The sequence below is a fragment of the Serratia sp. X3 genome (genome assembly GCF_014982455.1).
GTDB lineage: Bacteria > Pseudomonadota > Gammaproteobacteria > Enterobacterales > Enterobacteriaceae > Serratia > Serratia ureilytica.
Window position 1 is genome coordinate 358,641 of the sequence record NZ_JADCNB010000002.1, and the last position, 18,861, is coordinate 377,501.

At 61.8% G+C, this 18,861-nt stretch carries 20 protein-coding genes; 7 read left to right on the plus strand and 13 right to left on the minus strand.

The window, feature by feature from the left end; all coding sequences use genetic code 11:
• Positions 1-51: 51 nt before the first annotated feature.
• Both uvrB and IMX17_RS25375 read right to left on the minus strand, forming a co-directional pair.
• A complete protein-coding gene (gene uvrB, locus IMX17_RS12035; protein ID WP_033642236.1) occupies positions 52-2,064 on the minus strand; it encodes an excinuclease ABC subunit UvrB in 2,013 nt (670 codons plus the stop codon).
• 531 nt (positions 2,065-2,595) lie between these two features.
• Positions 2,596-2,724 carry a hypothetical protein gene (locus IMX17_RS25375; RefSeq protein ID WP_255326645.1) on the minus strand — a complete coding sequence of 43 codons (129 nt, stop codon included), beginning with the start codon at positions 2,722-2,724 and terminating at the stop codon, positions 2,596-2,598.
• Between the two features lie 454 nt (positions 2,725-3,178).
• Here IMX17_RS25375 and IMX17_RS12040 point away from each other — a divergent pair, with 454 nt between their 5' ends.
• Complete coding sequence (locus IMX17_RS12040; RefSeq protein ID WP_182264945.1) at positions 3,179-3,889, plus strand: ATP-binding cassette domain-containing protein; 711 nt, start codon at positions 3,179-3,181, stop codon at positions 3,887-3,889.
• 129 nt (positions 3,890-4,018) lie between these two features.
• Positions 4,019-5,653: a hypothetical protein gene (locus tag IMX17_RS12045; protein ID WP_182264946.1), complete on the plus strand. Its 1,635-nt coding sequence runs from the start codon at positions 4,019-4,021 to the stop codon at positions 5,651-5,653.
• Between the two features lie 53 nt (positions 5,654-5,706).
• Here the strand turns inward: IMX17_RS12045 and bioD are convergent, their stop codons facing one another.
• The 4 genes from bioD to bioB are packed head-to-tail and all read right to left on the minus strand — an operon-like array spanning position 5,707 to position 9,319.
• A complete protein-coding gene (gene bioD, locus IMX17_RS12050; protein ID WP_033642233.1) occupies positions 5,707-6,387 on the minus strand; it encodes a dethiobiotin synthase in 681 nt (226 codons plus the stop codon).
• Positions 6,380-7,147: a malonyl-ACP O-methyltransferase BioC gene (gene bioC, locus IMX17_RS12055; protein ID WP_046896818.1), complete on the minus strand. Its 768-nt coding sequence runs from the start codon at positions 7,145-7,147 to the stop codon at positions 6,380-6,382. The genes bioD and bioC overlap by 8 nt, the downstream gene beginning before the upstream one ends.
• Entirely contained in the window at positions 7,131-8,282 is a 1,152-nt protein-coding gene (gene bioF / locus IMX17_RS12060; protein ID WP_046896817.1) for an 8-amino-7-oxononanoate synthase, read from the minus strand. The genes bioC and bioF overlap by 17 nt, the downstream gene beginning before the upstream one ends.
• On the minus strand, positions 8,282-9,319 hold the full coding sequence (gene bioB / locus IMX17_RS12065) for a biotin synthase BioB (protein ID WP_033652413.1): 1,038 nt from the start codon (positions 9,317-9,319) through the stop codon (positions 8,282-8,284). The genes bioF and bioB overlap by 1 nt, the downstream gene beginning before the upstream one ends.
• An 88-nt stretch (positions 9,320-9,407) precedes the next feature.
• Between bioB and bioA the strand changes: the two genes are divergently transcribed.
• Entirely contained in the window at positions 9,408-10,682 is a 1,275-nt protein-coding gene (gene bioA, locus IMX17_RS12070) for an adenosylmethionine--8-amino-7-oxononanoate transaminase (RefSeq protein WP_182264947.1), read from the plus strand.
• Between the two features lie 4 nt (positions 10,683-10,686).
• Here bioA and IMX17_RS12075 read toward each other — a convergent pair whose 3' ends face one another.
• Complete coding sequence (locus IMX17_RS12075) at positions 10,687-11,088, minus strand: YkvA family protein (RefSeq protein WP_025301916.1); 402 nt, start codon at positions 11,086-11,088, stop codon at positions 10,687-10,689.
• A gap of 2 nt (positions 11,089-11,090) precedes the next feature.
• The gene (locus IMX17_RS12080; protein WP_025301915.1) at positions 11,091-11,366 is read right to left on the minus strand and encodes a metal/formaldehyde-sensitive transcriptional repressor; all 276 of its coding nucleotides are present in this window, start codon (positions 11,364-11,366) and stop codon (positions 11,091-11,093) included.
• Between the two features lie 78 nt (positions 11,367-11,444).
• Here IMX17_RS12080 and dmeF point away from each other — a divergent pair, with 78 nt between their 5' ends.
• Positions 11,445-12,413: a CDF family Co(II)/Ni(II) efflux transporter DmeF gene (dmeF, locus tag IMX17_RS12085; RefSeq protein WP_072056012.1), complete on the plus strand. Its 969-nt coding sequence runs from the start codon at positions 11,445-11,447 to the stop codon at positions 12,411-12,413.
• Positions 12,414-12,445: 32 nt separating this feature from the next.
• A complete protein-coding gene (locus IMX17_RS12090) occupies positions 12,446-12,928 on the plus strand; it encodes a kinase inhibitor (RefSeq protein WP_046896813.1) in 483 nt (160 codons plus the stop codon).
• Between the two features lie 60 nt (positions 12,929-12,988).
• Here IMX17_RS12090 and pgl read toward each other — a convergent pair whose 3' ends face one another.
• Positions 12,989-13,984: a 6-phosphogluconolactonase gene (gene pgl, locus IMX17_RS12095; protein ID WP_182264948.1), complete on the minus strand. Its 996-nt coding sequence runs from the start codon at positions 13,982-13,984 to the stop codon at positions 12,989-12,991.
• A gap of 178 nt (positions 13,985-14,162) precedes the next feature.
• Here pgl and IMX17_RS12100 point away from each other — a divergent pair, with 178 nt between their 5' ends.
• Positions 14,163-14,981 carry a pyridoxal phosphatase gene (locus IMX17_RS12100; RefSeq protein ID WP_182265127.1) on the plus strand — a complete coding sequence of 273 codons (819 nt, stop codon included), beginning with the start codon at positions 14,163-14,165 and terminating at the stop codon, positions 14,979-14,981.
• Between the two features lie 31 nt (positions 14,982-15,012).
• Here IMX17_RS12100 and modC read toward each other — a convergent pair whose 3' ends face one another.
• The 4 genes from modC to IMX17_RS12120 form a co-directional block, all read right to left on the minus strand.
• On the minus strand, positions 15,013-16,080 hold the full coding sequence (modC, locus tag IMX17_RS12105; RefSeq protein WP_046686592.1) for a molybdenum ABC transporter ATP-binding protein ModC: 1,068 nt from the start codon (positions 16,078-16,080) through the stop codon (positions 15,013-15,015).
• The gene (modB, locus tag IMX17_RS12110; protein WP_033642225.1) at positions 16,081-16,770 is read right to left on the minus strand and encodes a molybdate ABC transporter permease subunit; all 690 of its coding nucleotides are present in this window, start codon (positions 16,768-16,770) and stop codon (positions 16,081-16,083) included.
• Positions 16,767-17,540 carry a molybdate ABC transporter substrate-binding protein gene (gene modA, locus IMX17_RS12115; RefSeq protein ID WP_182264949.1) on the minus strand — a complete coding sequence of 258 codons (774 nt, stop codon included), beginning with the start codon at positions 17,538-17,540 and terminating at the stop codon, positions 16,767-16,769. Before modA ends, modB begins: the two co-directional genes overlap by 4 nt.
• 158 nt (positions 17,541-17,698) lie before the next feature.
• On the minus strand, positions 17,699-17,848 hold the full coding sequence (locus IMX17_RS12120; protein WP_004939813.1) for an AcrZ family multidrug efflux pump-associated protein: 150 nt from the start codon (positions 17,846-17,848) through the stop codon (positions 17,699-17,701).
• A 193-nt stretch (positions 17,849-18,041) separates the two neighbouring features.
• Between IMX17_RS12120 and modE the strand changes: the two genes are divergently transcribed.
• A complete protein-coding gene (modE, locus tag IMX17_RS12125; RefSeq protein ID WP_182264950.1) occupies positions 18,042-18,833 on the plus strand; it encodes a molybdenum-dependent transcriptional regulator in 792 nt (263 codons plus the stop codon).
• The last annotated feature ends 28 nt before the right edge of the window (positions 18,834-18,861 follow it).

Here is an 18,861-nt window from a genome sequence, read left to right on the forward strand (position 1 = left end):
ACGCGGCCGACAAGGAATTTTGACGCCCACAGCGCGGGCGCCGTCCAACGGTCAGGAAATCGCGATGAACTGCTCGCGCAGCTGGTGGATCTCGTCGCGCAGCGCAGCCGCCTGCTCGAACTCCAGATTTTGCGCATGGGTATACATCTGCGCTTCCAGATCGCGGATTTTCTGATCCAGCGCTTTCGGCGTGAGGTTCTGCAGCTGAGCGCCGCTGTCCGCCGCCTTGCCCCTGCCTTTACCCTTGGCGCGGTTGACCGGCTGGCCAATCTGCAGAATGTCGCCGATCTTCTTGTTCAGCCCCTGCGGCACGATGCCGTTGGCTTCGTTGTAAGCCTGCTGCTTGGCGCGCCGCCGCTCGGTTTCACCGATCGCTTTGGCCATCGAATCGGTGATGCGATCGCCATACAGGATCGCCTTGCCGTTCAGGTTACGCGCCGCGCGGCCGATAGTCTGGATCAGCGAACGTTCGGAACGCAGGAAGCCTTCCTTGTCGGCGTCCAGAATCGCCACCAGCGACACCTCAGGCATGTCGAGCCCCTCACGCAGCAGGTTGATGCCCACCAGCACGTCAAACTCGCCCAGACGCAGGTCACGAATGATTTCGACGCGTTCCACGGTGTCGATATCCGAGTGCAGGTAGCGCACGCGCTCGCCATGCTCTTCCAGATATTCGGTCAAGTCTTCCGCCATGCGTTTGGTCAGGGTGGTCACCAGCACGCGCTCGTTGATCGCCGCACGCTTGCGGATCTCGGAGAGCAGATCGTCCACCTGAGTGGCGACTGGCCGCACTTCCACGATCGGATCCAGCAGCCCGGTCGGGCGCACCACCTGGTCGATCAGATCGCCGCCGGATTTCTCCAGCTCATATTTGCCCGGCGTGGCGGAAACATAGATGGTCTGCGGCGCCAGCGCCTCGAACTCCTCGAAGCGCAGCGGGCGGTTGTCCAGCGCCGACGGCAGGCGGAAACCGTACTCCACCAGCGTTTCCTTGCGCGCGCGGTCGCCTTTGAACATCGCGCCGATTTGCGGAATGGTCACGTGGGATTCGTCGACCACCAGCAGGCCGTCCGCCGGCAGGTAATCGAACAACGTCGGCGGCGGCTCGCCCTCGGCGCGCCCGGAAAGGTAGCGCGAGTAGTTTTCGATGCCCGAGCAGTAACCCAGCTCGTTCATCATCTCCAGATCGAACTGGGTGCGCTGCGTCAGGCGCTGCTCTTCCAGCAGCTTGTTGTTGGCCAACAGCACCTTGCGGCGGTCCGCCAGATCGACCTTGATCTCTTCCATCGCCTGAATGATCCGCTCGCGCGGCGTCACGTAGTGCGACTTCGGGTAGATGGTGAAACGCGGCACCACCTGCTCAATCTGCCCGGTCAGCGGATCGAACAGCGACAACCGCTCCACTTCGTCGTCGAACAGCTCGACGCGCAGCGCCAGCTCGTCCGACTCCGCCGGGAAAATGTCGATCACCTCACCGCGCACGCGGAAGGTGGCGCGCTGGAAAGCCTGATCGTTGCGGGAATACTGCAGCTCCGCCAGCCGGCGCAAAATGGAGCGCTGATCGATGATCATGCCCTTGGTCAGGTGCAGCATCATCTTCAGGTAAAGATCCGGATCGCCCAGGCCGTAGATCGCCGACACCGACGCCACCACCACCACGTCGCGCCGCTCGAGCAGCGCCTTGGTGGCGGAAAGGCGCATCTGCTCGATGTGCTCATTCACCGAAGCGTCTTTTTCAATGAAGGTGTCGGAGCTGGGCACGTAGGCTTCCGGCTGGTAGTAGTCGTAGTAGGAGACGAAGTACTCCACCGCATTCTCCGGGAAAAACTCTTTCATCTCGCCGTACAGCTGCGCCGCCAACGTCTTGTTCGGCGCCAGCACCATGGTCGGCCGATTCAGATCGGCTATCACGTTGGCGATGGTGAACGTTTTGCCCGAGCCGGTTACCCCCAGCAGCGTCTGGTGCGCCAGGCCGTCTTCCAACCCTTCTTCCAGTTTGCGGATGGCTTCCGGCTGATCGCCGGCCGGTTTGAAATCAGAATGCAGTTTGAAAAGTTTACTCATTGCTCGGCTACCCTGTGGAGATGCGCGCGCTCAGGCGGCCAGCCGGCTCTGCGCCGGACGTGGCCCCTAATTATGGAAAGTGTCGGCGATTTGCGCCAGTGCCCATGATACTGGATATAAAACCAGCTTCAAGCGGATTCGTCGCTGCGCCCGGCAGCGCGGCAACGCCGTTGCACCGTGAGATTACAGCGGGGTGACATTTTTATTGTCAATAACAGATTTATCCCCAGAACTTGCCGAAAATTAACTTATTGATAGCACGCCGGCGAAAAATCACACATAGAAACCCGATCAATGCCCTGGCGTCTTGATTTTAGTTAATTTATTGATAATTAATGTTTTTAATAAAAAGACGAGATTGCGGACAAAGCGAACAGAACCCGCGTCGGCTCTCGCTTTACAGCGTTTTTCTAAATCTAATGCACAAGGTTATCCACAGGAATAGTGGATAACTCTCACCGCCCCGCCCGTGGCGGGAGTTACAGAAAGAAAGCTTTTCGCCCTTTACACTCGCCAAAATGGCTTTTTTAGTTATTTTTTCATAAAAATATCGCTTTGTTTATGCCGATTAATACTAAAAATCCCCATTGCCAAAATCGCATTGCCCCCTTTCACGCCGATCGCGCTTGACGGCGGCGCAACGCCTTGCACCACGCCCACGCCGGAGAGCACCACAAGAGTGCAAAAAATGTCCGGGTTAACTTCCCGGCGTATTTTCAGGCCGCCGCGGCAGAGCGCGTCGGGCCTGACAGGCGGTTAACAAAGCGATAACACTCCCCCCTTTTCGGCCAGTGGCAAAACTGGCCTGGGAGTTGCTTTATCTTCCCGCGTGCGAACGAGGCGCGACAGCATAATGCGCTGCCGAATGCGACGTGCAACTGCCGCCTGGCTATGCCTCGTAAAAGCGCGAGAACGACACCAAGTCGTCATAAACGTCGTTTTTCACGACATATTGACTGTCTTTCCGTCCACCGCAGACATTGCTCAGGCGAATCGGAGGGACGGCATTTTGTTCCGGACATTGCCACACTCGGGAAATCAACCGCCAATGCGGCCTTTGCAGCACCCCACCAACGAGTGGAACGGGCGCCTATGTCTATGAGGAGAATGCCACATGCTGAGTCTGAGATCGGTCAATCAATTTTACGGGCAAAATCATACCCTGTGGGACATCAACCTGGAGCTGCCGCGCGGCCAGTGCACAGTGCTGATCGGGCGCAACGGCGTGGGCAAGACCACGCTGGTCAACTGCATCATGGGGCATTTGCCGGTGGTGAGCGGCAGCATGACCTGGCAGCCGGCGGATCAGCCGCCGCAAAACCTGCTGCTGCAACCGATGGAGCGCCGCGCCGCACTCGGCATCAGCCACGTCCCGCAAGGGCGGCAACTCTTCTCGCAGCTGAGCGTGGAAGAGAATCTGCAAGTGGCGCAGATGGCCGTGCGCGGCGCCCCTTACCGCATTCCGCCGCTGATCTACAGCCTGTTTCCCAATTTGCGCCAGATGCGCACCCGCCGCGCCGGCGATCTGTGCGAAGGCGCTCAGCGCCAGTTGGCGATTGGTCGTGCGCTGGCGCAGGAGCCGGCGCTGCTGATCCTCGACGAACCCACGACGGGCGTACCGCCCTCGATCGCCGCCGACATCGGCAACGTGATCCGCAGACTCAACTATGAGTTGGGCATGACCATTTTGCTGGTAGAGCATCAGTTGCCGTTCGTGCGCCGGGTGGCGGATCGTTTTTGTCTGCTCGAGAGCGGGCGCACCGTGGCGCACGGCGCGCTGGCGCAGCTGGATGAGGCGCTGATCGGCGCCGGGCTGGCAGAGTGAGTGCTCGGGTTAGCGATTAGGTTGCTGTTGTATCAGTCACGGCCGGTCTGCGCCCAATAGGCATGGGCCGGCCATCTTTTCATACTCGATAGGGGCCACACCGACACCATAATATCGAGGGATGTAAGCATGACAGACAACAACGCGGCATTTATTCAATACGCGGATTTGCGCAACAAAAACTGGAGCCTGCAGGAACGTCTTAATATTGAAGGCATTTACGTCAGTTCGCGCGACGAACTGGTCGGCGCACAAGACTTTATCATCAAAACGTTAAAACGCCCTGCGATTGTCAGATTCGCCGCGCCTTTTGCCCTTTGGACGGCGCCTAAAACCGATATCAATGTCGGATTCGTCTATATCGACGGCAACGGCGTCAACATCACTACCGAGATCCCCAACGGCACGGAAAGCGACCATAACTATTTCCTGCGCTGCTATACCAGCAGCGGCGCGCTGGATAACAACGTTCCTATTCGCCCGGCGCCTATCATGAAAGATTTCACCGTAAAGGGCATCGGCGCCAGGATTAACAACAGCAAAGATGAAACGACGATCGAATACACCTATATCGACGGCGTCCGTTTCGATTCGCCTGAAGGCCCGCTGGGCAACTTTTCCGTCAATAACGTCTATATTTCCGGCTTCTACTACGGCCTGTACTACGGTACCAATGCCTATATCGCCCACCACTACGCCTGTGAAGTCATTCGCTGTTTTGAGTGCCTGCATATGCCTTCAACGAACAGCGGCGCCCAAAACTTCGGCGAAGGCATCAACTTCTTCGGTGGCACCCTCGGCAATTCCCAGGGGCTGGCCGTTCGCAACGCTAACCCCAACGGCGCCTTCCGCCTGTTCGGCACTTCGATCGACTATGCCGGCTCGATTGCCGACGTTGAGGCCGGTAGCATTGAATTGCATGGCTGCCATATGGAATTCAACAACGGTAATAGTCCACTTACGGAAATTCCCTTCCGTTGCAGCGCCAATCAAAATGCATCGCTGTTGATACACGGCGGCGAAATCATCGTCGCCGGCGGCCGACTGGCACAAGCGTCGCTGTTTTACGCCGAGGCCGGCAGTAGCGGGATTATCGTCGACAGCGTGAAGTTCTATGGCGTACGAACCGCCAGCGGCCGCTATTTCAGCGGTACCGGCGACTTTGTCATCGTCAATAGCCGACTGGATGGCGGTGGGGGTGGCGCCGGGATCCAGACGCTGGTCGGCGCCGTGAATAACAAGTTAAAAGACGGTGAGTTCGCCTTTTCCGCTAAGCCGTTTGGCTGGGAAGTGACAGGCGGCACGATCAGCGAGCCCTTTACCTCAGACGCAGTGACTATCAGTATCGAAGCCGGCGCGGGCGTCAACGGCAGCAATGCCCTGAAAGTGACCAAGTTGGGCAACGCCAATACCAACGCCGGAGTGAGAGTGATCGTGCCCGCCGCGCAATATGAGCAGCTGGGCGCCTGTTTTACCCTGAAAACGGTCAACGGCGGTACCGGCAATCTGTTCGCGACGCTGCAATATGCCTGTATCCAGGACCATGCGGACAATGGCATCTCGCTCGTCGCCAAAGCCGCGCCGGCAGCCTGGGACGCCGCCTTGAAAGCCGATGCTTACGCCGAGTACACCGAATATCGTTTCAACGCCAATCGACGAAAAGTCCCGGTCTGGGCGACCCATGTCATCCTGACGTTCAACCTGTTTGCCCTGGCGAAAAATGGCGTGCTTTATCTCGATAACGCCTGTATTACCGCCATGTAAAAGCCAACGCCGGGTCATAAGACCCGGCGTTGTGATTCATCAGCCAGAACCTCTCACTGCGCCAGCAAGCTGATATCCAGATACTGCCCCAGCGGCGCCCGTTCGGCCTGCGGCAGGTGCGGGATTTCGCCCAGCAGCGGCGCGGGCAGCATACGGCGCAGCGTAGCCAGGTATTCCTGATGCCGCCGCCCCGGCGGCGCCACGTCGTTGGCGATCCAACCGGCCAGCGTCAGCCCGGCCTGTTGCACCGCCTGGGCCGTCAGCACCGCGTGGTTGATGCAGCCCAGCTTGATGCCCACCACCAGGATCACCGGCAGTTGCTCTTGCCGCACCCAGTCGGCGAAGGTGTACTCCGCCGACAACGGGGTAAACCACCCGCCGGCCCCCTCGACCAGCACCCAGTCGGCGCGCTGCTCCAGCCGGCGCAGGCCGTCGGACAGCCGCGCCGCGTCGATCGGCCGGCCTTCATCGGCGCTGACGATATGCGGCGAGGTCGGTTCGGCAAATACGTAAGGGTTCACTTCGTCGTAATCCAGCGCCACACCGCTGTTGGCCTGCAGCGCCAGCGCGTCGCCGTTGCGCAGCCCCTCGGCGGTCATCTCGCTGCCGGAGGCCACCGGCTTATAGCCGGCGCTGCGATAGCCCGCCCGGTTGGCGGCCTGCAGCAAGGCGCTGCTGGCGACGGTTTTCCCCACTTCGGTGTCGGTGCCGGTCACGAACCAACGTTTACTCACGATAAATCACTCCATAAGCCAGATGATAGCTGAGCGGGAACTGCCCCTGCCGACACGGGTAAGCCGCCTGCAGCGCGGCGAGGCGGCCGCGCGACATCAGGCCGCCCTCGCGCCCCTGATGCAAGTGCGTCGCCCCGATGCCCTTGAGCGAGCGCATCAGCGTCATCACGTCCGGGTAATTCAGGGTGCGCAACTCCGTCACCAGCTCGTGTCGATAGGCGGCGCAGGCGGCGCGGATCTGCGTCAACGGCAAAAAGGCGTTCACGTGACGTTCGCCGTCCACCTGTTGCCAGGCGTCCCCCAATTCCTGCAGCGAGCCCGCCGCCAGCGTGGAAAACAGGATCACGCCGCCGGGCCGGGTCACGCGATACAGCTCCGCCAGCGCGGCAGGCAGATCGCTGCACCACTGCACCACCAGGCTGCTGAAACAGATGTCCATCGCCGCATCTGGCAGCGGCACCTGTTCGATATCGCCCAGCAGATAATGATGCGCCGCCTGCCGTTGGCGGGCGACGTCCAGCATGCCCGGCGCCAAATCGAGCGCGGTCACCCGTTTGCCGCGCTCACGCCACATGCGGCTGAAATAGCCGGTGCCGCAGCCGGCGTCCAGCAGCTGTTCGCCTGGGTGAGAACTCCCCATCCCCAGTAAGCGCTCGCCAACGTCACGCTGCAGCTCGGCGGCGGCGTCGTAGCTGCCGGCCGCGCGGCTGAAGGCCGAGGCGACCGCCTGTTTGTTCACTGTGTCATTGGCTGACGTCATTCAGCACCTCCAGCAGGCGATCGATATCCTGCGGCTGATGCGCCGCCGTCAGGGTAATGCGCAGCCGCGCGCCGCCCGGGGGCACCGTCGGCGGACGGATGGCGCTCACCCACAGGCCGCACTCGCGCAGACGGGTCGCCAGATCGAGCGCGCGTTGATTGTCCCCCACCAGCAGCGGCTGGATGGCGGTATCGGAATCCGTCAGGGTCAGCGCCAGCGGCGCCGCGCCCTGGCGGAAACGCCGGATGTTGGCCTGCAGCCGGGCGCGCAGGTCATCGCCCTCGCGAATGCAGACCAGCGCCGCCTGCAGCGCGCAGGCCTGCGCCGGCGGCATCGCGGTGCTGTAGATCAGATGGCGGGCGAACTGCAGCAGATACTCGGCGGTCGCTTCATCGCACAGCACCGCCGCGCCGCTGACGCCGAACGCCTTGCCGAAGGTCGCCACCAGTAGTTCAGGGCGCACGCCCTGCTGCCAGCAGCTGCCGCGGCCTTGTTCGCCGCGCACGCCGATGCCGTGGGCGTCGTCCACCATCAGCCAGGCGCCCGCCGCACGGGTTAAGCGATGCAGCTCCGCCAACGGCGCACCGTCGCCATCCATGCTGAACACCCCTTCGGTGACCGCCAGCCGCTGCCCGTCGCAGGGTTTGGCCAGCAGATCCGCCAAGGCCTGCGGTTGATTATGCTGGAACCGGCGCAGCTCGGCCGGCGACTGCGCCGCCGCCTCCAGCAGCGAGGCGTGGCTGAGACGATCGGCCAAAATGCGATCGCCCTTTTGCATCAACGCCGCCAGCACCGCCTGGTTGGCGGCGTAGCCGGAGATAAACAGCAGCGCGCGCGGATAGCCGAGCCACGCCGCCAGTTGCTCTTCCAGCGCCTGATGCGCCGCGCTAAAACCGGTCACGTGGCCCGAACCGCCGCTGCCGACGCCGTAACGCTGCGCGCCCTGCTGCCAGGCGGCGATCACCCGCGCATCCTGGCTCAGCCCCAGGTAGTCGTTACCGGAGAAGTTCAGATAGAGACGATCGCCGAGCCGGATCTGACGGCCGTTGCCGCCCTCGGTGGTCTGTCGCCGGCGATAGGCGGCGTTCAGGCGCCGCTCAGCCAGCGCCTGCTCGATGCGTTGCTGCCAGCTCATCACGGCGCCGCGTTGTAAAACTCGGCGGTATCGGCGTTCAGCAGTTGCTTGGCCAGCACCTGCTGTTGCTGGTTGTCGCCGTGTTCGGTGGCGGTCTGCTGCGGGTTGAGCCCCAGCTTGCGGAACAGCTGCAGGTCTTTGTCTTCTTCCGGATTCGGCGTGGTCAGCAGCTTGCAACCGTAGAAGATCGAGTTGGCGCCGGCCATGAAGCACATCGCCTGCGTCTGTTCGTTCATCTGTTCGCGGCCTGCGGAGAGACGGACATAAGAAGATGGCATCATGATGCGCGCCACCGCGATGGTGCGGATGAAATCAAACGGATCGACGTCGTCGTTATCCGCCAGCGGCGTGCCTTTCACCTTCACCAACATGTTGATCGGCACGCTCTCCGGTGGTTTTGGCAGGTTGGCCAGTTGCACCAGCAGCCCGGCGCGATCGCGCACCGTTTCACCCAGCCCGACGATGCCGCCGGAGCACACTTTGATGCCGGCGTCGCGCACCTTGTCGAGCGTATCCAGGCGCTCCTGGTAGCTGCGGGTGGTGATGATGTTGCCGTAGAACTCCGGCGAGGTGTCGAGATTATGGTTGTAGTAATCCAGCCCGGCCTCCGCCAGCCGCTCGGCCTGGGTGCCATCCAATGTGCCCAGCGTCATGCAGGTTTCCATGCCCATCGCTTTCACGCCCTGCACCATTTGCTGCAGATAAGGCATATCGCGCTCGTGCGGGTTCTTCCACGCCGCGCCCATGCAAAAACGGGTCGAACCGTTCGCCTTGGCCTTGCGCGCCGATTCCAGCACCTGCTCGACCTGCATCAGCCGCTCCGACTCCAGGCCGGTCTTGTAGCGTGAGCTCTGCGGGCAGTATTTGCAGTCTTCCGGGCAAGCGCCAGTCTTGATCGACAGCAGCGTGCTGACCTGCACCTGACGCGGGTCGAAGTGCTGGCGGTGTACGGTTTGCGCTTCGAACAGCAGTTCTAGCAGCGGTTTGTCAAACAGGGCCTGGGCTTGCCCTACTGTCCAGTGAATGCGGTCGGCCATCATGGCGTCTCCAAAACGAAAAAGTGTCGCCAGTTTAAATATTGTGGATATACTGTCAACCAATCTTAATACTTTTTGGTTTACAACAATGTCTGTCACCGCTTCCGACCTGGCGTTTGACCAACGCCATATCTGGCACCCCTACACCTCCATGAGCCGCCCGTTACCCTGTTACCCGATCGAATCGGCCAGCGGCGTCGAACTGCAGCTGGCGGACGGCCGGCGTCTGGTGGACGGCATGTCCTCCTGGTGGGCGGCGATCCACGGTTACAACCATCCGCGCCTGAATCAGGCCGCCAGCCAGCAGTTGGAGAAGATGTCGCACGTGATGTTCGGCGGCATTACCCATCCGGCCGCTATCTCGTTGTGCCGTCGGCTGGTGGAAATGACGCCGGAAGCGCTGCAGTGCGTGTTCCTGGCGGACTCTGGTTCGGTGGCGGTAGAAGTGTCGCTGAAAATGGCGCTGCAGTACTGGCAGGCGCGCGGCGAGCGCCGGCAGCGCATCCTGACGCTGCGCCACGGCTATCACGGCGATACCTTCGGCGCGATGTCGGTCTGCGATCCGGACAACTCGATGCACAGCCTCTATCAGGGGTATCTGGCGCCACACCTGTTCGCCACCGCGCCGCAGTGCCGCTTCGACGAGGAATGGCGCGAAGAGGATATCGCGCCGTTCGCCGCGCTGCTGGAACAGCACGCCGGTGAAGTGGCGGCGGTGATCCTGGAACCGGTGGTGCAAGGCGCCGGCGGCATGCGCATCTACCATCCGACCTACCTCAAGCGGGTGCGCGAGCTGTGCGATCGCCATCAGGTGCTGCTGATCGCCGACGAGATCGCCACCGGTTTCGGCCGCACCGGCAAGCTGTTCGCCTGCGAGCACGCGCAGGTGGTGCCGGACATTCTCTGTCTGGGCAAGGCGCTGACCGGCGGCTATATGACCCTTTCCGCCACCTTGACTACCCGCCATGTGGCGGAGACCATCAGCAACGGCGCGGCCGGCTGCTTTATGCACGGGCCGACCTTTATGGGCAATCCGCTGGCCTGCGCCGTGGCGGACGCCAGTCTGGCGCTGCTGGCGGAAAATCGCTGGCAGGCGCAGGTGAGCGCCATCGAAACCCAGTTGAAGCGGGAACTGTTGCCGTTGGCGGCGCTGCCGAAGGTGGCCGACGTGCGGGTGCTGGGCGCGATTGGGGTGGTGGAGATGCGCGAACCGGTGGATGTCGCCGAGCTGCAGCGCGGATTCGTCGAGCGCGGGGTATGGATCCGGCCGTTCGGCAAGCTGATTTACCTGATGCCGCCTTACATCATCGAAGCGGACCAGCTCAGCCGCCTGACCGCCGCCGTCGCCGCCGCCGCGCGTTAATGCCTTACCAATGCTGGTCCAGATAGCGGGCCAGCAATCCCAAACACAGCAGCCACAGTAAAATGATCATCGCCGCCGCCATGCGGCCGGTGGGATTATCGACGCGCTTTTGCGCCTTCTCGCGCAGCTCGGCCATCAGCGGTTTGGGGATCAGCCGCACCGCCAACATGATGCCCAACGGCACGATGATCACATCGTCCAGATAGCCCAGCACCGGAATAAAATCCGGGATCAGATCGATCGGTGAGATCGCATAACCGGCCACCAGCAGCGCGATCAGCTTGGCGTACCACGGGGTGCGCTTATCACGGGCGGCCAGCCACAGCGCGTAGATATCGCGCTTGATGCCTTTGGCCCAACGGCGCAGCCAGCCGAACCACGGCGTGCGTTTTTTCAGTGAAATCATGATTACTTCATATAAGAACGTAAAACGGTCATCAATTGCTCGATGTCCTGCTCGCGCTGCTGCGGCGTAGCGTCCGCGGCAGCCAGATGTTCGCGCACATGCCCTTCCAGCACCTGCGCCATCAGACCGTTGACCGCGCCGCGCACCGCCGCGATCTGCTGCAGAACAGCCGAACATTCGCCGCCGCTCTCCAGCGCGCGTTCCAGCGCTTCGGCCTGCCCTTTAATGCGGCGCACCCGCGCCAACAGCTTCTTTTGATCTCTGTGGGTATGGCTCATCATTTCCGCCTGATTGTCATTTACTATACTGGGGTATAGTATATTTCAGCACACTATCTTTTGCTGAGGAACTTCACCATGACGTCTCACGCGCCCGTTTTGCCCCGCGAGCACAGCCACGTTTTTGACGATGGTAACCCATTGGCCGAAAGAAACACCAGATGGGCGGTGATACTCACCGCCAGTATGATGGCTATCGAGATCGCCGGCGGCTGGCTGTTTAACTCGATGGCGCTGCTGGCCGACGGCTGGCACATGAGTTCGCACGCGCTGGCCCTGGGCCTGTCGGTGCTGGCTTACGGCGCAGCACGCCGACTGGCCAAGGATCGCCGCTTTAGCCTCGGCACCTGGAAGATCGAAGTGCTGGCCGGTTACACCAGCGCGGTGTTGTTGGTGCTGGTGGCGGCGCTGATGCTGTTTCAGTCTGGGCAGCGGCTGCTGAATCCCAGCCCGATTCATTACAACGAAGCCATCGCCATCGGCGCGATCGGGCTGGCCGTCAACCTGCTCTGCGCCTGGCTGTTGCGCGGCGGCGGCCACCATCATCATCACGGGGATGACCACGACGACACTCATCATGACCTCAACCTGCGTTCTGCCTATGTTCACGTGCTCGCCGACGCCGCCACCTCGGTGCTGGCGCTCGTCGCGCTGTTCGGCGGCAAGCTTTGGGGCGCCGCCTGGCTCGATCCGCTGATGGGCATCGTCGGCGCGGCGATGGTGGCCGCCTGGGCCTATAGCCTGATGCGCGATAGCGGAAAGATTTTGCTGGATGCCGAAATGGACGCCCCGGTGGCGCAAGACATCCGCCAGGCCCTGGCCGATTCCGGCCACGCGCTCACGCTGACCGATTTGCATGTAGGCCGCATCGGCAAAGGAAAATATCATTGCGTCCTCGCCCTGAGCAGCGCCGATCGCGCCCTCACCGCCGATCGTGTGCGCCAACTGTTGGCTGCGCATCCTGAACTGGTGCATGTCACCGTCGAGATCAACCGTCCACCGCTGGCGCAAGGGGTTGTATTGTTCCAGCGAAAAGATCTAGCTTAAGGGTCCGCGTTTATCGACAACTGGGAGTCATTATGGCTTTTCGTTTGTACAGCAACGATCTGCAGGACGGCGGCACAATGCCGCAGACGCAGGTCTTCAACGGCATGGGTTACCGCGGCGATAACCTGTCGCCGCACCTGGCCTGGGACGGCGTGCCAGCCTGCACCAAAAGCTTCGTCGTCACCCTGTACGATCCCGATGCCCCGACCGGCTCCGGCTGGTGGCACTGGGTGGTGGCCAATATTCCGGCCGACGTGCGCGAGCTGCCGCAGGGCGCAGGCTCCGGCAAAGCGCCGCTGCCGAGCGCCGCGCTGCAAACCCGTACCGACTTCGGCTCGGCCGGTTACGGCGGCGCCGCGCCGCCGAATGGCGAACGCCACCGCTATCAGTTCACCGTGCATGCGCTGGACGTGGAAAGCATTGAGGTGGATGAAGGTTCCAGCGGCGCATTGGTGGGCTTTAACGTGCATTTCCACAGCCTCGGCAGCGCCACGCTGACGGTGATGTTCAACTGATCTCCGCCCATAAAAAAGCGCGGCTCAACCGAACCGCGCTTTTCCACTCTGCCCGCCGAATTACTTCGCCAGCACGCTTACCCACATCGGGCCTTTGCCCACCGGATAACGCGCCAACATAGTCAGCTGACCGCTGGCCTGATCAATTTCATGCACCGCGATGTGATCGGACTTCTGGCCGGACGAAATCACGAAGCGGCCGCTGTGATCGATATTGAAACCGCGCGGTTGCGCTTCGGTCGGATAATAGCCGACCACGCTCAACGTGCCGCCGTCTTCGGAGACGCTGAAGAGGGTCAGAATGCTGGCGGTGCGATCGCTGGTGTACAGGAAGCGGCCGTTCGGCGTGATATGAATGTCCGCCGCCCAGCGGGTGCCGTCGAAATCGTCCGGCATGATATCCAGCGTTTGCGTCACGGTGTATTTGCCGCCGTTTTCCGAAATGGCCAGCACGTCCACCGTGCCGTTCAGCTCATTGACGCAGTAAGCGAACTTGTCGTTGTGGTGGAACGCCATATGGCGCGGACCGGCGCCGGCGGCGATATCCACCGCGTCCTGCGCGTGCGGCGTCAGCTGGCCCGCCAGGCTCAGGTTGAACAGACGGATGCGGTCTTCTTTCAGGCACGGCACCAGCACCAGCTGGTTGGTCGGATCGATGTTCGCCGAGTGCGGCGCGTTCAGACCGTCGATCTGTTGGATCGGCGCCGTGACCACGCCGTCGTGGCCGATCGGGCTGATGCTGGCGCAGTTGCCGCTGTAGGAAGCGGAGAACAGGTAACGCCCCTGCAAATCGGTGGAGATATGGGTCGGGCTGCCCGGCAGCGGCGCCATGCCGGCCTGCTGCAGCGTGCCGTCCGCCTCGATGCGGTAGCTGACGATGCCGAACGCCGGACGCACGCCGACGTACAGGTGAGTCTTGTCCGGATGAAGGGTCATCGGCTGCACCTGGCCCGGCACGTCAACGGTTTGCAGCAGCGCCAGCGCGCCGGCGTCGTCCAACTGCCAGACGTGGATCTGCTGGCTCTCCGGGCTGGCGACATAAACGATTTGCTTCATGTGTTCTCCTTGCAAAGGGTAAAAGAGGAACCGGTTTCAGGCCGTTCGATTGTCCCTAGCTTACCGCACATCCGTCGCATGGCAACCCTGCTTAGCACCGGAAGCACACGCGGTTTTCTCCATTGGCTATCCGGTGTACCATCGGATTAATTTTATGGCTAACGATAACGAGAACCCTATGAGCTACCGCGTCATCGCCCTCGATCTTGACGGCACCCTGCTGGACAATCAAAAACGCATCTTACCGCAGTCGCTGGAAGCGCTGGCGCAGGCGCGCGCCGCCGGCGTCCAGGTGGTGGTGGTCACCGGCCGCCATCACGTCGCCATCCATCCGTTCTACCAGGCGCTACAGATTGACACACCGGCCATCTGCTGCAACGGCACTTACCTGTATGATTTTCAGCAGAAAAAGGTGCTGGCCGCCGATCCCTTGGCGAAGGAGCAGGCCAAACAGGTGCTGCAGATGCTCAAACAGACCGACATTCACGGGTTGATGTACGTTGACGACGCCATGCTGTATCAGGAACCGAGCGGCCACGTGATTCGCTCGCTGGCCTGGGCCGAAACCCTGCCTGCGGCGCAGCGCCCGACGCTGCTGCAGGTCGGCAGCCTGGCGCAGGCGGCCGACGACGCGCAGGCGATCTGGAAATTCGCCACCTCGCACGCCGATATTCCGGCGCTGCGCGAGTTTGCCGACACGGTGGAAAAAGAGCTGGGGCTGGCGTGCGAATGGTCCTGGCACGATCAGGTGGATATCGCCAAAGGCGGCAACAGCAAAGGCAAACGCCTGCGCCAATGGGTGGAGTCGCAGGGGCTGAGCATGGATCAGGTGGTGGCGTTCGGCGACAACTACAACGACATCAGCATGCTGGAAGCGGTCGGTTTGGGCGTGGCGATGGGCAACGCCGATGACGCGATCAAGGAACGCGCCGATCTGGTGATCGCCGATAACCTGCAACCGGGCATCGCCGAGGTGATCCGCACCCGCGTGCTGTAGTCTTTTCGCCCTCCCGCCGGGAGGGCCCGCCTTAACGGCTCTCGCGGCTGATCGACACGCTTTTCACCTGCGCGTACAGCCACTGCCCGGGGCGGATCGCCAGTTCGTCTCGCGCCCAGGGCGTGATGCGCGCCCACAGCACGTGTTCCCCGACCGCCAGCTTCACTTCCACCTGCCCGTCCACGTCCAGACACTCGCTGACCTTGGCCGGCAAGACGTTGCGAATGCTGCTGTTGACCGGCGGCTGCAGCACCAACGAGACGTCGGCGGCATTGATGCGAATGCGCAGCTGAGTGCCCAACTCGGCGTCGATGCCGCTGACCCACAGCCGCTGATCGCCGAGCGCCAGCGCGGTCATGGCATAACGTTGATGATGCTCAATCACGCTGACGCGCAGCACGCTGCTCTGATCTTCACGTTGCAGCCACGGCCGCAGCGCGCTGCTGGCCCAGACGGCTTCCAGCCCGCCGAACGCGCGCACCTCGCCGCGATCCAGCACCAATACCTGCTCGGCCAGGCGCAGGATCTCGTCCAGGCTGTGGCTGACATAGAGGATGGGGATGTTCACGTCCTGCGCCAACCGCTCCAGATACGGCAGCAGCTCGCGTTTGCGCGGCAGATCGAGCGAGGCCAGCGGTTCGTCCATCAGCAGCAGTTCCGGCGCCGTCAGCAGCGCGCGGCCGATCGCCACCCGCTGTTTTTCACCGCCGGAGAGCGTCAGCGGCAGCCGATTAAGCAGCGGCCCGATGCCCAGCAGCTCGACGATGGTATTGAACTGCGCGCGCATGCCGGCCGCCATGCCGTACTGCAGGTTGCCGCGCACCCGATAATGCGGGAACAGCCGCGCATCCTGAAACACATAGCCGATACGGCGCTTTTCCGGCGGCAGGCAGAGGCCCGCGGCGGTATCCACCAGCGTGCGACCATTGAGCGCGATGCGCCCCTGCTGCAGGCGAGTCAGGCCGCCGATGGCGTTGATCAATGAAGTTTTGCCTGCGCCGGACAGGCCGAAAATCGCGGTGATGCCCTGCGCCGGCAAATCGGCGCGGACGTTGAGATTGAGGTCGCCCAGCTGCTGCGAGAAATCCAGCTCCAGCATTTACACCCCCATCCGTTTGCGGCCCCAGCGGGCCAGCCATTCGGACACCATCAGCGAAGCCAGCGACAGCACGATGGCGATCACGCACAGACGCGCGGCGGCGGCCTCCGCACCCGGCGTTTCAATCAGCGTATACATCGCCAGCGGAATGGTGCGAGTTTCCCCGGGAATGTTGGAGACGAAGGTGATGGTGGCGCCAAACTCCCCCAGCGAACGGGCGAAGGCCAGCACCACGCCGACAATGACGCCGGGCAGCGACAGCGGCAGCGTGATGGTGAAAAATACCCGCCACGGATTGGCGCCCAGCGTGCGCGCCGCCTGCTCCAGCCGGGTATCCACCGCCTCCAGCGCCAGCCGAATGGCGCGCACCATCAGCGGAAACGCCACCACCGCCGACGCCAGCGCGGCGCCGCGCCAGCTAAAGCTGAAGCTGAAGCCGAACCAATCGTACAGCCGCTCGCCGATGACGCCGCGCCGCCCCATGGCGATCAGCAGCAAATAACCGACCACCACCGGCGGCAGCACCAGCGGCAGGTGAATGACGCCATCGAGCAGCGCCTTGCCGGGAAAACGGCAGCGCACCAGCACCCAGGCCATCAGAATGCCGAACGGCAGGCTGCAGACTACCGCCAAACCGGAAACTTTCAGGCTCAGCTCAACCGCCTGCCACTCGTACTCGCTCAGAATCATTTACGCGGGGTGAATCCATAATGTTCGAAAATAGCGGCCGCTTCCGGGCTCTTCAAATAGGTATAGAAAGCGCTGACCGTCGGATTTTGACGATCTTTCACAATCGCCATCGGATATTCAACCGGTTTGTGGCTGTCTTCCGGGAACACGCCCACCACTTTCACCTTGTCGCTGGCGACCGCGTCGGAACCGTAAACGATGCCGAGCGGCGCTTCACCGCGCTCCACCAACGCCATCGCGCTGCGCACATTGTTGGCGCGCGCCAGTTTAGGCTCCAGCGCGCGCCAGGCGCCCAGATGCTCCAGCGCCTCTTTGGCGTAGATGCCGGCCGGCACGTGATCCGGATCGCCCACCGCCAGGCGGCCACCGTTCAGCAGCATGGCCCAATCGGTCTGCTTGTCGATGGCGATCTTGTCTTGTTTATCGTTCCTGGCGGCGATCAGCACCAGTTCGTTGCCCAGCAGCGTATAGCGGGTGTCTTTTACCATCTGCTGTTTGTCGATGGCGTAATCCATCCACTGTTGATCGGCGGAGATAAACAGATCGGCCGGGGCGCCCTGCTCAATTTGGCGCGCCAGCGTCGAGGACGACGCGAAGGAGGAAACCACCTGCACGTCCTTGCCTTTTTGATATTGGGTGGCGATGTCCTGCAGCGCGTTGGTCAGCGACGCGGCGGCGAACACGGTGATCTTTTCCGCCGCCGAGGCCTGAGCCACCAGGCCCGATGCCAACACGATCCCGCCAACCCATTTGGTCCATTGCTGTTTCATTGTTTTTCTCCGCAAGTTAACGTGCATTATCACTCTTCGTTATATAAAAAATAATATAACGTTGCGCGAAAGCTTGTCATGCGGTTTATCGGCAAAGCGTGAGATAACTTGAGGAATGCCCGCCGGGCGATGCCGACGGGTATCGGGATGGGGAACGGTCAGTGCTGGGTGCGGTTTTCTTTCGAACGGCCCACTTTGGAGAAGACGTTGAACACTTCGCCAAAACCGTAGATCAAGCCGAGAATGAGCGCCATGACCACCGGCACCATCACCACGGCGAATAACAGACTTTTCAATAATTCCAACATGATAGCCTCGCTTAACTGCCCATTGAGCGGCAAATGCCTTTCACCGCATATCGGGTTATTCTAACCCAAAAAATCGCTAAAATCGGAGTTATTTTAGCCAGCGAGGCAAAATTGTGATCGGCCAAACGTGCCCTTTGGCGCTTTGCCGCCAAATCGGCGACAATACGATTTTTGCCGCCGACAGGATGCGCTTATGCAGGCCGAAATTCTTCTGACTCTTAAACTCCAGCAAAAGCTGTTCGCCGATCCGCGCCGCATCGCGCTGCTGAAACAGGTGCAGCACACCGGCTCCATCAGCCAGGGCGCCAAACTGGCGGGCATCAGCTACAAAAGCGCCTGGGACGCCATCAATGAGATGAACCAACTGGCGGAACAAACGGTGGTGGAACGCGCCACCGGCGGCAAAGGCGGCGGCGGCGCGCATCTGACGCACTACGGCCAACGGCTAATCCAGCTGTACGATCTGCTGGGCCAGGTGCAGCAAAAAGCCTTCGACGTGCTGCAGCAGGACGATCTGCCGCTCGACAGCCTGCTGGCGGCCATCTCGCGCTTCTCGCTGCAAACCAGCGCGCGCAATCAGTTTTTCGGCACAGTGATCGAACGCGACCACCAACAGGTACAGCAGCATCTGGCGATCCTGCTGAACGACGGCAGCACTCGCCTGACGGCGGCCATTACCCAGCAAAGCGCCGATCGGCTGCAACTGACGCCCGGCAAAGAGGTGCTGGCGCTGATCAAGGCGCCCTGGGTGCGTCTGAGCGTCAATGCGGCCGATAACGCCGACGCGGATAATGCGCTGGCGGGCGTGGTGGCCGGCATTCAGCCGGGCGCCGAACACAGCGAGGTGCTGGTGACGCTGGCGGGCGGCGAAACCCTGTGCGCGACCCTGACGACGGCAGAGCTGCAGCGCCTGCAGCTGAGCGTCGGCGACGCCGTACACGCCTTGTTCAACGCCGATCGGGTGATTGTCGCCACGTTGTGTTAAGCGCAACGTGATGTTGCGTTTTTGTTGA